Below are 14,477 nucleotides of genomic sequence, written 5' to 3'. Positions count from 1 at the left end.
TTATTTAGTCTACTTTTTGAGGAACCTCTTCTAGTACCGCAATTTTATCTTGATAATATTTATAGGTTTCAAATTGTGCTCTAAATGGGGCATGATGATTTCTAGGCTTATATTTATTATCTAATTTATAGGAATGGTATCTTACTTTTACGTTTCCTTTCCAGGCAATATTGAAATTGTCGATTAGTTCTTTTTTGATTTCGTGATCGTAAACCGGGCAGGTTACTTCTACTCTTCCGTCAAGGTTTCTGGTCATGAAATCGGCTGACGAAATGTATACTTCGTTTAGACCTGCATTTCCAAAAATGTATACTCTTGTATGTTCCAGATAATTATCGACAATGCTTATGGCTTCAATGTTTTCGCTCATTCCAGGTATTCCCGGAATCAGGCAGCAAATTCCTCTTACATTCAACTGAATTTTAACTCCGGCATTACTTGCTTCGTATAGCTTATCTATCATTTTAAAATCAGATAAACTATTCATTTTTAATTTGATAAATGTTTTTCTTCCGGCTAATGCATGAAGAATTTCACGGTCTATCAGTTTTATAAATTTTGTTCTTGTATAATGCGGCGAAACTATTAAATGCTTGTATCTGTGAATTCTATAATTGATATCGAAGAATTCGAATATTTTCGAAACATCTTTTAAAATTCCCTGATGGCAGGTAAAAAGTGTTACATCGGTATAAATTTTAGCAGTCGACTCGTTAAAGTTTCCTGTTGAAATAAATCCGTAACGACGATTTTTTCCGTCTTCGGTTCTTTCGATTACACATATTTTACTGTGCACTTTTAGTCCTTTTATTCCAAAAATAAGTTCAATTCCTTCGGTCTGCATTTGCTCTGCATAGGAAATATTCGAAGCTTCGTCAAAACGTGCCTGAAGTTCAATTTGAACGACTACTTTTTTACCATTTTTTGCGGCATTAATCAATGAACTGATAATTTGTGAGTTCTTTGCTAAACGATACAACGTAATTTTTATACTTGTTACTTTTGGATCTAGGGCTGCTTCTCTCAAAAATTTTGTCAAATACGAAAATGACTGATATGGAGTATGTATCAGATAATCTTTTTTATTGATTTTTTCCAGAATACTTCCGTCAAGACTCAAACCCGGAACCGGTAAAGGTTCATTTGGTTTATAAAGTAAATCGTAACGCCCTAAATTTGGAAAATCCATATAATCGCGTCGGTTGTGATATCTTCCTCCGGGAATTATACTATCGGTTTCTACGATTTTCATTTTATCTAAAAAGAATCGCAGCGTATCATCTTCAATTAAACTGTCGTAAATAAAACGAACAGGTTCTCCTATACGACGGTCTTTTACAGATGTAGCAATTTTTTCGAGCATACTTTTACTCAAATCGCTGTCTATATCTAACTGTGCGTCACGCGTAATTTTGATCATGTGTGCCGAAACACTTTTGTAATCGAATATATTAAAGATGTTTTTTAGTTTGTAACGAATAACATCATCAATTAAAATCACGTATTGTTTGTCATCTTCTGAAGGAAGTACGACAAACCTGTTTATGGTTTTAGGAATTTCTATTAAAGCGTAACGAACCTCATCATTTTTTAATTCAAGACGAACGGCTAAATATCCCAATGTATCTTTTAAAACCGGAAATACAGCAAGGTCATTTAAGATAATGGTGACTAACTCCGGACTTAATTTTTGCATGAAGAAGTCCTTTAGAAAACATTCTTGTTTTGCTGTAATCTGATCTTCGTTTATTATAAATATATTTTCTGCTTCAAGCTCAGCTTCGATATTTCCAAGAATACGTAAACTTTCTGATTGCTGCTGAATTACAATTTCTGTAATATCTTTAATTAATTGATGAGCAGAAACTCCGCCTAAATATTTTTCGCCGGAAATTCCGGAAAGGCTTAATCTTCGAATTGCCGCGTATCGAACTCTAAAAAATTCATCTAAATTGTTTGAAAAAATTCCAACAAAACGCAGTCTGTCTAAAAGCGGAACCGTATTATCTGCGGCTTCCTGAAGTACTCTTGCATTAAACGCTAACCAGCTTTTTTCTCTATCGATATATTTCTGTTCGTACACTTGATTTATTTTAGGTCTTTGGGGAATAATGTTTTATTGGTTTTGCCTTTATTGATTGAATCCCAGCTTTCTGAATCAAATTGCAATGAAACAAAGCCTGAAGTTGGGACATTATCGATAAAAACATCCCCAAATTTATTAACAAAATTTGTAATAGCCTCGTTATGTCCAAAAAGAATAACGCTTTCTAAACTATTATCACACGATTTGATAACTTTTTCGAGTTGTCTTTCATCAAAAGTATATAGATCGTCTTTATAAATGATGCTTTCTATGGGGTATGAAATGTTTTGTGCAAAAATCAAAGCGGTTTCTGAAGCACGTGCAGCCGTACTGCTCCATATAATATAAGTCTTAGGAAGATATTTTGAAATATTTGTCGAAACTTCGTGAGCATCTAAAATCCCTCTCTTCATTAAAGGTCTGTCGAAATCTTTTAAAGGGGCTTCCCAGCTTGATTTAGCATGACGTATTAAAATTAAATTTTTCATAAACAGGAGGTTTAAAAAACCGCAAAAAAGGACTGCGATTTTATTTAAGTTCTAATTTACAAAAGATATTTTAATACTCCCCTTTTTTTTATTTCTGTTAACATTAAATGGAAATTTTAACAAGAATAAATAATCCTCAAAACGTTAACAATCCGTTTTTTTTGATTTTTCTATTTCTAAAAAAATGTTCTTCGTCTAGTAAAACTGCATTTAGACGAGATTTTGATATTGACAATAAATTAACCAAATAATTGATTATTAACCATTTAGTATCGATCAAGTAACATAATTTTTGACAAAAAAGAAAGAAAAATCAGTAATAAAATTTTACCGAACCAGTTAAAAAAAACTTTTTTTGAGGCAATTTTTGATAAAAAAAGAGTAGTTAAACGAGTTTTTAGGTTAGTTACAGATAAAAAAAATCAATTAGAAAAACTCTAATATAATTTTGATTATGTTAAAATTTCAAGAATATCACAAACTAAATTCTTTAAGTTATGAAAAGTAAAACTACTCTTAAAAAGGCCGTAAAATTTGTGAGCAATTGTAAGTATATTTTTTTACTCTCTAAAAATATCTTTCAAAAAAACATTTTTTCATTAACACTCTTCCTGATCTCTACCATCTCATTTGCACAGTCGGGTGCATGCAAAACGACTTTAGAAGTTGAGAAAAACAGAAACTATAGTAATGCTGGCGAAGGTGGTGCTTATTTTACTCTTGTTTTAACGAATGAAGGCAATTCGACAGATGTTTATAATTTGAATGCCATTAATGTAAATTCAACCTGCTCCAATAACGATGGTACCCGTACATCTGATAATGTTAATCTAAATAGTGCTTTTTTGGATAACAATTCATCTCTGATAACTTCTATTACAGTTCCAGCCAATCAAACTGCAACTTTTTCAATTCATCTGACAGTTCCGCAAGGTACGTCATTCAATAAATGGAATTGCACGCAAATAAACGCTGTGTCTACAAACTGCTCTAACTACACAGTTAACACTGTGGTACATACGATTGTAAACAATCCTTCTGAAAATTAAATATTCTGAAAAAATATTTAGCCGTTTTTCAATTTAAACTTGCATAAAATGAAAAAAACTTTACACTCTTTCAAGTTTACAAAAAAGATTAACAAAGCATTTTATCTGTTGTTGTTTTTACTTTTTTCTACAATAGGCTTTGCACAAACCATTACACCAACAAAAATTGTTACTGTAGCTCCCGGAGTCTGTGGTGCATTAGATGTAGAACTAAAAATTCAGGGATCAAATCCTGTGGCAAGACCTTTAGAAGTTGTTTTAGTAATTGACGTATCAGGAAGTATGGGAGATGGAAACAATCCTAAGCCATTATCCCGGGCGCAAGATGCTGCTATTGATTTTATCAACAAAATGTTTTTACCTGCAAATAATACAACCAACAAAAACAGAGTAGCTATAGTAACTTACAGTACTACAGCGTCAATACGAAGAAATTTAACCCTCGCTTCTGGACAGGCAGATTTAATATCTGTTATAAATGGGCTTTCTGCAAATGGAAGTACCAATATTCAGGATGGTCTTGTAAAAGCAAAAACAGTTTTGGACGGCGCTACTTATGACTGTGCTACTGCCAGAAGTATTGTTTTATTAACTGATGGGGTTGCTAACGCAACAGGAACGAATGGTGCAAGCTGTTCTGATGGTCAGCAGGGAACTTGTATTCAAAGTGCTATAACAGCTGCGACGGCTGCAAAAACGGTAACGGTTTCTGGTACGAGTTATAACAATCAAATTTTTTCTGTTGGATTATTTGGTGCTATTTCCGGCACTGAACAAACTAATGCACAATATACTTTAAATCAGATTCAGTCTGGAGGTTCTTTTTTTACAGAAAATGCAGCTGACTTAACTGGAATTTATGGTCAGATTTTTACTCAATTATCCTGGGTTGCAAAACAAATACCTTCAACAGCTTTTGAAAAAGAGACTGTTGACAGTAATTTTATAATTGGAACGGTAACTCCATCAAAAGGAACGGTAACAATTGTGGGACAGCAAATCAACTGGAACATTGACTTTTTGAATGTTGAAACTATCACTTTAAAATACCGATTGACTCCAAAACCTAATACTTGCGGAAATCAATTAGTAAGTACATCAAGACTAGATTTTCAAAATGCTGCTTGTGTCACCACATTTCAAAATATAACCTCGCCTACTACTAATGTGCCTTGTCCAATTATAACATTGGCATCGCAAACAAATGTAACCTGTTTTGGAGTAAATAACGGGGCTATTACTTTAAACACTCCTACTGGCGGACAAGCTCCATACACTTATAAATGGACAAAAAACAATGTCGATTTTGCCACTACAAAAGATTTAACGAATTTAAGTTTTGGAACTTACAGAGTAACAGCTACAGATAGTAATGGATGTGCTACAGGAATTTTAACTGTTGAAATTACACAGCCTAGTGCGGCGTTGGTTCTTGCTGCTTCTTCTAAAACTGATGTTTCTTGTTTTGGAAAAAGTACTGGAACAGTAACAGCAGGTGTTGTAACCAATTCTGTGGGAACGGTTACTTATACTTGGAAAAATGCTTCAAATGTTACTGTTGGAACTACAGCTTCGGTTTCGAATCTTCCGGCGGGAACTTACACTTTAACTGTTACTGACAGCTGTTCTTCTCAAACTAACTCTGTTACGATCACGCAGCCTAGTGCAGCTTTAGCTTTAGCAGCTTCTTCTAAAACGGATGTAATTTGTTTTGGTGCAAGTACCGGAACGGTAACTGCGGGAACGGTAAGTAATTCCGTTGGTACAGTAACTTATACTTGGAAAAACGCTTCAAATGTAGCTGTTGGAAGTACGGCTTCGGTTTCGAATCTTCCGGCTGGAATTTATACTTTGACGGTTTCTGACAGCTGTTCTTCACAAACAAATTCTGTTACAATTACACAGCCTAATGCGGCTTTAGCTTTGGCAGCTTCTTCTAAAACTGATGTAATTTGTTTTGGAGCAAGTACTGGAACTGTGACTGCGGGCGTTGTAACCAATTCCGTGGGAACGGTTACTTATACTTGGAAAAATGCTTCAAATGTTACTGTTGGAACTACAGCTTTGGTTTCGAATCTTCCGGCGGGAACTTATACTTTGACGGTTTCTGACAGCTGTTCTTCACAAACAAATTCTGTTACAATTACACAGCCTAATGCGGCTTTAGCTTTGGCAGCTTCTTCTAAAACTGATGTAATTTGTTTTGGAGCAAGTACTGGAACAGTAACAGCGGGTGCTGTAACCAATTCCGTGGGAACGGTGGCTTATACTTGGAAAAACAGTTCAAATACTACGGTTGGAACTACAGCTTCGGTTTCGAATCTTCCAGCAGGAACTTATACTTTGACGATTACTGACAGCTGTTCTTCACAAACTAATTCGGTTACAATTACACAGCCGAGTGCGGCTTTGGCTTTAGCAGCTTCTTCTAAAACGGATGTAATTTGTTTTGGAGCAAGTACAGGAACTGTGACTGCTGGTGTTGTAACCAATTCCGTAGGAACAGTAACTTATACATGGAAAAATGCTTCAAATGTAACTGTTGGAACTACAGCTTCGGTTTCGAATCTTCCGGAGGGAACTTATACTTTGACGGTTTCTGATAATTGTTCTTCTCAATCAAATTCAGTTACGATTACTCAGCCTAGTGCGGCTTTAGCACTTTCTGCTTCTTCTAAAACAGATGTAACTTGTTTTGGTGCAAGTACAGGAACTGTGACTGCGGGAACGGTAACTAATTCTGTGGGAACGGTAACTTATACCTGGAAAAATGCTTCAAATGTAACTGTTGGAACTACAGCTTCGGTTTCGAATCTTCCAGCGGGAACTTATACTTTGACCGTTACTGACAGCTGTTCTTCACAAACAAATTCCGTTACGATTACGCAGCCTAGTGCAGCTTTAGCACTTTCTGCTTCTTCTAAAACAGATGTAACTTGTTATAGTGCAAGTACCGGAACTGTGACTGCGGGAACAGTAACAAATTCTGTGGGAACAGTGACTTATACCTGGAAAAATAATTCAAATACTACGGTTGGAACTACAGCTACAGTTTCGAATCTTCCAGCAGGAACTTATACTTTGACTGTTACTGACAGCTGTTCTTCTCAAACTAATTCCGTTACGATTACGCAGCCTAGTGCTGCTTTAGCTTTAGCAGCTTCTTCTAAAACGGATGTAACTTGTTTTGGTGTAAGCACTGGAACGGTGACTGCGGGCGTTGTAACGAATTCCGTTGGAACTGTAACTTATTCATGGACAAATTCTTTAAACGCTGTTGTTGGAAATACAGCTTCTGTATCCAATCTTCCTGCGGGAACTTATACTTTGACTGTTTCTGATAATTGTTCTTCTCGATCTAATTCCGTTACAATTAATCAGCCTAGTGCGGCTTTAGCACTTTCTGCTTCTTCCAAAATTGATGTTTCTTGCTTTGGAGAAAGCACAGGAAGTTTAACAGCAGGAACAGTAACTAATGCCGTTGGAACCGTAATTTACAATTGGACAAATTCTTCAAATGTTTCAGTTGGAAATACTGCTTCTGTATCCAATCTTCCGGCAGGAACTTATACTTTGACTGTTACTGACAATTGTTCTTCTCAATCTAATTCGGTTACAATTTCTCAACCGGGTGCAGTTTTAACTTGTTCAATTACACAAAATAAAGCGGTAACAGCAAATGGTTTAAGCAACGGAGAAGCTACTGTAACTCCAATTGGTGGAAATGGAAATTATACTTACTTATGGGATAACAATGAAACGACACAAAAAGCTGTTGGACTTAATGCCGGATTACATACTGTAACTGTAACTGATGAAAAAGGCTGTACAACGACTTGCAGCATAACAATTACAGAGCCTAACGTTTTATCTTGCAGTATTACTCAGAATAGTGCCGTTAAATGTTTTGGAGAAAGTAACGGTCAAGCCACTGTAACTGCAATTGGCGGAAACGGTGATTATACTTATTTATGGGACAATAATGAAACGACAACTCAGGCAGTTTCTTTAAATGCAGGATTACATACTGTTACGGTTACTGATAAATTGGGTTATACTACAACTTGCACTGTTACAATTACTCAGCCTCAAGAAGCTCTTAGCGCCACAACGACACAAGTTGATGTTGTTTGCGGTGGAGGAAATACAGGATCTGCAACAGTTTTTGCTTCTGGAGGAACAAGTCCATATACTTATTCATGGAATACAAATCCTGCGCAAACTTCTGCTACCGCTACTACGCTAGCAGCAGGCAATTATTCTGTTATTGTAACCGATGCGAATTTGTGTACCGTTACAAAATCTGTTACTATCATTGATGGAGATTCGGTTAAACCAATAATTGATCCTTTACCAGAAACCTCAACTATCAATTGTCCTGCAGAACCAGCTTTTGCACAAGCGACTGCAACAGACAATATTGAAACTATTGCTTCTTTAACTTATGAAGATGCTATTGTTCCAGGAAATTGTGCAGGTTCTTATACAAAAACCAGAACTTGGACAGCAACTGATTCTTGTGGAAATGTTTCGCTTCCTGTAAGTCAAACTATTATTGTACAAGATACAACTGCACCAACATGGACAACGCAAGCAGGTTCTTTAAACCAAACTATCGAATGCAGTAATGCGGAAGCTTTGACTTCGGCGCAAGCCTTATTCCCAACTGCTTCAGATTTATGTGATGCCGATGTTTCGAATATCACTAAAGTAAGCGGACAGTTTGTGGCTTCTGAAGGATGTGCAAATGCTGGAACTTATACTAATACCTGGACGGTAAAAGATGACTGTGGAAATACTTCTGATACTTTCACTCAAATTATTACAATTCAAGATACAACCGCGCCAACTTGGACAACACAAGCAGGTTCTTTAAACCAAACTATCGAATGCAGTAATGCGGAAGCTTTGACTTCAGCACAAGCATTATTCCCAACTGCTTCTGATTTATGCGATATCGATGTTTCGAATATAACTAAAGTAAGCGGGCAGTTTACAGCTTCTGAAGGATGTTCAAATGCTGGAACTTATACCAACACTTGGACTGTAAAAGATGACTGTGGAAATACCTCTGATACTTTCACACAAATTATTACAATTCAGGACACAACTGCTCCAACTTGGACAACACAGGCTGGTTCTCTAAATCAAACTATTGAATGCAGTAACCAAGAAGCTTTAACTGCAGCTCAAGCTTTATTCCCTTCAGCTTCTGATTTATGTGATTCTGATGTTTCAAATATCACTAAAGTAAGCGGACAGTTTACAGCTTCTGAAGGATGTGCAAACTCTGGAACTTACACTAACACTTGGACTGTAAAAGATGACTGCGGAAATACTTCTGATACTTTCACCCAAGTAATTACCATTCAAGATACTACTTCTCCAACTTGGACAACGCAAAGTGGTTCTTTAAATCTGACTATTGAATGCAGCAACCAAGAAGCTTTAACTTCGGCGCAGGCTTTATTCCCAACTGCTTCTGATTTATGCGATGCTGATGTTTCGAATATAACTAAAGTAAGCGGACAATTCGTTGCTTCTGAAGGATGTTCCAATTCTGGAACTTATACCAATACTTGGACGGTAAAAGATGATTGTGGAAATACCTCTGATACTTTCACGCAAATCATTACAATTCAAGATACAACTGCGCCAACATGGGCAACACAAAGTGGTTCTTTAAACCAAACTATCGAGTGCAGTAATGCTGAAGCTTTAACTGCAGCTCAGGCTTTATTCCCAACAGCTTCTGATTTATGTGATGCAGATGTTTCGAATATCACTAAAGTAAGCGGACAGTTTGTGGCTTCTGAAGGATGTGCTAATTCTGGAACTTATACTAACACTTGGACTGTAAAAGACGATTGTGGAAATACTTCTGATACTTTCACTCAAGTAATTACCATTCAAGATACAACTGCTCCAACTTGGACAACACAAAGTGGTTCTTTAAATCAGACTATCGAATGCAGTAATGCGGAAGCTTTAACTTCGGCACAAGCTTTATTCCCTACAGCTTCTGATTTATGCGATGCTGATGTTTCTAACATCACTAAAGTAAGCGGGCAGTTTGTAGCTTCTGAAGGATGCGGAAATTCTGGAACTTATACTAATACTTGGACGGTAAAAGATGACTGTGGAAATACCTCTGATACTTTCACTCAAATCATTACAATTCAGGATACAACGGCTCCAACTTGGACAACACAAAATGGTTCTTTAAACCAGACTATTGAATGCAGTAATGTGGAAGCTTTAGCAACAGCTCAGGCTTTATTCCCAACTGCTTCTGATTTATGTGATTTAGATGTAACTAATATCACTAAAGTAAGCGGACAATTCGTGGCTTCTGAAGGATGTGCAAATTCTGGGACTTATACCAATACTTGGACTGTAAAAGACGACTGTGGAAATACTTCTAATACTTTCACTCAAATCATTACAATTCAAGATACAACTGCGCCGACTTGGACAACACAGGCTGGTTCTTTAAACCAGACTATAGAGTGCAGTAATGCTGAAGCTTTAACTTCGGCCCAGGCTTTATTCCCAACTGCTTCTGATTTATGTGATGCAGATGTTTCAAATATCACTAAAGTAAGCGGTCAGTTTGTTGCTTCTGAAGGATGTTCAAATGCAGGAACTTATACCAATACATGGACTGTAAAAGACAATTGTGAAAATACTTCTGATACTTTCACGCAAATCATTACAATTCAGGATACTACTGCTCCAACTTGGACAACGCAAACTGGTTCTTTAGATGTAACGTTACAATGTACCGATACTGAAGGATTGAACAATGCTCAAACTCAGGCACCAATTGCGACGGACAATTGCAACGGAACTGTAACTTATACTAAAACAACAGGCGAACTGCAAAGAGGAAGCTGTGGAAGTACAGGAACTTATACGAATACCTGGACAGCAAAAGACAGCTGTAACAACACTTCAACTATTTTTACTCAAGTAATTACTATTCAAGATACTGCAGCGCCAACTTGGGTTACGCAGGCAGGAACTCTAAATGTAACTTTACAATGCAGTGATACTGCTGGTTTAGAAAACGCTCAAAATCAGGCTCCAACTGCAACTGCAAACTGTACAGTTGTTACTTATGAAAAAACAAGCGGACAATTCGTTTCTTCTGAAGGATGTTCAAATGCTGGAACATATACCAATAGCTGGATCGCAAAAGATGACTGCGGAAATGTTACTGATAGTTTTATCCAAATAATAACTATTCAAGATACAACTCCTCCGGCTTTTACTGGAAATCTTCCAACTGATATTACTGTTTCTTGTGATGCTGTTCCGGAACCTGCAAACATTGAAGCTTCTGACAATTGCAGCGGAAATCTACCAATTGTATTTTCTGAAATTAAAAGCAATGTTCTTAACGAATGCGGCACAGATTATACTTTAACACGCAAATGGACTACTAGTGATTGTGGCGGCAACACCGTTTCTCATACTCAAATTATTACGGTTAGAGATACAACTCCGCCAACAGGAACTGCTCCGGCTGATGTTACAGATTTACAAAGTATTATTGACATTCCGGCACCAAATCCGCAGGTTATTATAGATGCAGCAGATAATTGCAGCAGTACAGTAACGATTACGATTAGTGATTCTAATAACGGAGGAAGTGGCTGTAATGGAAATGCTTATATCTTAACCAGAACATATACGCTGACAGATTGTTCTGGAAACAAAACAGAACTTGTTCAAACCTTTACTGTTGAGAATAAAGTTTCTGTAACAGGCATAGCTACTAATGTTACCTGCTTTGGAAAAAACGATGGTTCGATTTTAGTGACTAATAGTCCGGGATCAACTGTTGTTATTACAAATGATCAAAATGAAGTTATTGGCAACACTAATTTACCTGCCGGAACTTATACACTTACAGCAACATCTGCTGTAAATGGTGAAAATCAAACTTGTACTGCAACTGCAACCGTTGTTATTACTCAGCCTGAATATTCTACAAAAATATCAGGTTATGTTATGAATGTAAACAACAACTCTGGTATTGCAAATGTAATGGTGACCTTGATTCCGCAAGGAACTACAACAGGACCAATTTTATTACGCATAACCGGAACAGATGGCGGATACAGCTTCACAGGAATGTCTGCTGGAAGTTATTTAGTTCAGGTGCAAGATGCAACCTTAAATAGTGTTTATCAATTATATCCAACAGATTCAAGTTTATTCTTCACAGTTCTTGAAGATTGTACTTTCCAGGAACATACATTTAATTATGGATCTTCTACACTACCGGTTTTAGGCGATTATGTTTGGTATGATGTAAATAGCAACGGAATTCAGGACGAATGGTATGATGCTAACAATGATGGCGTTGTGACTAAAAATGTTCCTGATTCAGGCGGCGGAATCGACTACAGCTTATGGGAATGGATCGATTTTAATGGAGACGGAAGCTATCAAGGCCCATCAAACGTAGGTGAATTAAACGCCGGAGGTTTTGGAAATGCAGCAAGTCCAAATGTTATAATTGACGGACCAAACGGTTATCACAAAGAAGTAATTATAGGAATTGAGGGATATTGGAGAGACAGACCTAATACAGAAAATCCGTATGGTCAGTATACTATTAAATTAGTTAAAGATGCAAATCTGGATGCTATGGCTGCTGCCTTAGGCGCAACTGGACTTGTAAAAGTACTTCCAAATTTAGCTAATAAAAAAGCAACCGCTAAAACGGGCAAAATTCAAATGCATACAGTATGCTCTACAACCAGCCCAAACAGTTATATTGTAAATGTTACGCCGCAAGATTTAGTTCATTTAGATAATGATTTTGGAATAAACTGTAAAGAATACCGAGATATTGTTGCCAATGATGATTCTGCCGGACCTCTTGCAGGCGTTAATCATACTACAACAAATGTTCTAAACGTACTCGTAAATGATACGCTTGAAGGTAATGCCGTAACAGTTTCTGACGTAATTATTACTACAGTAACACCAAACGAATTTTTACAACTAAATCCAGATGGTTCTGTAGATGTTTTACCAAATGCTCCGGTTGGCACGCTTACATTAGTTTATCAAATTTGTGAAGCAGATCAAACTTCAAACTGCGATACTGCAACAGTAACGATTACTATTGTAGCTCCGGTTATGACGGTAACCGCAACACCAATTTGTGTAAACGATGTTCCTTATATTGATTATGTAGTAACACCCGGAAATTTCATTCCGGTAAATGGCGTAACAATAGCTTGGGCAAATGCACAAAATACGGTAATAACCACTATGACTAATTTACCACTAAGCGGTCGTGTTTTATGGCCGGGAGCTGTGGTTAATGAAGCTGGAAATGGAATTGACTGGCCTGGATGGATTTTCGAAAACAATAAATGGGTTCAAGGCGCTGATGGTTTTGAATCATTACGTCCAACAGTTAATTTAACGATATCAGTTAATCCAAGTGAAACTATAACTGTTAATTATCCACCGGCAGATCCATATTGTATTGCCAGACCAACATTTGCAATTGTCGCAAATGATGATAATCCGCCAGCAATTACAGCACCAGCCGGAGTAACAAACATTGTAAATGTATACAATAACGATACTTTAAATAATGATCCTGTAAACCCTGCCGATGTTACACTTACAACAGTAACGCCAGATCCAACAAATACCATAACATTAAACCCTGATGGTTCTGTAGATGTGGCTCCAAATTCACTCGCAGGAACGTATACATTAACGTATCAAATTTGTGAAAATGCCGATGCTGGAAACTGTGATACTGCCATTGTAACGGTAATTATTGTTGAACCTGCACCTCCTACTCCGGTTGTTGCAAATGATGATGTATATACAAACATTGGCTGTAACACTTTTGGATTAGTTGGAAATGTATTAAGTAATGATTTCAAAGGACAACTTCCTGCGACACTTGAACTAGTCAATTTTACATTGCTTGCAGAAAATGAAAACAATGCTAAAACAGATCCAAATATCACAATCGATAATCAAGGAAATGTTACCGTTTCAAGTTTAACACCAGCCGGAACTTATACCTACACATATCGTATTTGTGATAAACTAAGTGCAGAAAATTGCGATACTGCAACGGTAACCATAACAGTTGTTCCTAATGGAATTGTAAACATAACCAGCGAGTCATGTAATGATGACTCCAGCTTAATAAACTTGTCTAATCTGCTTCCGGAAGGCACACCAATAACCGGAACATGGATTGACACAAACGAAACTAATGCATTACAAGGAAATATATTCAATCCGTTTGGTTTAGCACTTGGCAATTATATATTCGAATATAAAATTACCGATGAAAATTGTCCAAGAAGTGTACTGCTAAATATGGAAGTTAACAATGACTGCCACGTTTTAGCCTGTGGAAACATATTAGTACACAATGCTTTCTCTCCAAATGGCGACGGAATAAATGATGTATTCGTAATTGACAGTATTAATGATATAACCTGTTATCCTGAAAATACAGTAGAGATCTATAATCGTTGGGGAATATTAGTATTTGAAACCTCAAATTACAATAATACGACCAATGCATTTGATGGAACTTCCAGAGGAAGAACTACTGTTAATAAATCTGACGGACTACCATCTGGTACTTATTTCTACATTCTTACTTATAAATCATTAAATGGTAATAATGAAATTCAAAATAATAAGGAAGACGGATATCTATATCTGTCCAAATAAAAACAGCGTAATACATTATGTAAATCATTCTTATATAATGTATTACGTTAAAAATAGTAAAAAATTTCTTATTTTTGAATAAGCAAAATATTGACTTTTTGATTGAAAGATAATTAAGAA

At 36.5% G+C, this 14,477-nt stretch carries 4 protein-coding genes; 2 read left to right on the top strand and 2 right to left on the bottom strand.

All coding sequences use genetic code 11. The features are described 5' to 3' along the window. Positions 1-4: 4 nt before the first annotated feature. Together ppk1 and B3C18_RS18675 are read right to left on the bottom strand one after the other, a co-directional pair. The gene (gene ppk1 / locus B3C18_RS18680; RefSeq protein ID WP_291150085.1) at positions 5-2,083 is read right to left on the bottom strand and encodes a polyphosphate kinase 1; all 2,079 of its coding nucleotides are present in this window, start codon (positions 2,081-2,083) and stop codon (positions 5-7) included. Positions 2,084-2,088: 5 nt separating this feature from the next. Continuing rightward, positions 2,089-2,574 (bottom strand): SixA phosphatase family protein, encoded by a 486-nt coding sequence (locus B3C18_RS18675; RefSeq protein WP_291150082.1) that lies wholly within the window; start codon positions 2,572-2,574, stop codon positions 2,089-2,091. 497 nt (positions 2,575-3,071) lie between these two features. Between B3C18_RS18675 and B3C18_RS18670 the strand changes: the two genes are divergently transcribed. Together B3C18_RS18670 and B3C18_RS18665 are read left to right on the top strand one after the other, a co-directional pair. Beyond that, entirely contained in the window at positions 3,072-3,623 is a 552-nt protein-coding gene (locus B3C18_RS18670) for an Fn3-like domain-containing protein (protein WP_291150079.1), read from the top strand. 48 nt (positions 3,624-3,671) lie between these two features. Beyond that, on the top strand, positions 3,672-14,357 hold the full coding sequence (locus B3C18_RS18665; protein WP_291150076.1) for a gliding motility-associated C-terminal domain-containing protein: 10,686 nt from the start codon (positions 3,672-3,674) through the stop codon (positions 14,355-14,357). Positions 14,358-14,477 lie beyond the last annotated feature (120 nt).

It is taken from the genome of Flavobacterium sp. UBA7680, from assembly GCF_002482975.1.
GTDB lineage: Bacteria > Bacteroidota > Bacteroidia > Flavobacteriales > Flavobacteriaceae > Flavobacterium.
Note: the sequence above shows the minus strand (reverse complement) of the source record. Positions and strands in the feature narration are given on the sequence as shown.

Excerpts from the sequence above, each read along its gene's own strand:
- B3C18_RS18675 (WP_291150082.1), bottom strand. The coding sequence starts at position 2,574 with ATGAAAAATTTAATTTTAATACGTCATGCTAAATCAAGCTGGGAAGCC.
- B3C18_RS18670 (WP_291150079.1), top strand. The coding sequence starts at position 3,072 with ATGAAAAGTAAAACTACTCTTAAAAAGGCCGTAAAATTTGTGAGCAAT.
- B3C18_RS18665 (WP_291150076.1), top strand. The coding sequence starts at position 3,672 with ATGAAAAAAACTTTACACTCTTTCAAGTTTACAAAAAAGATTAACAAA.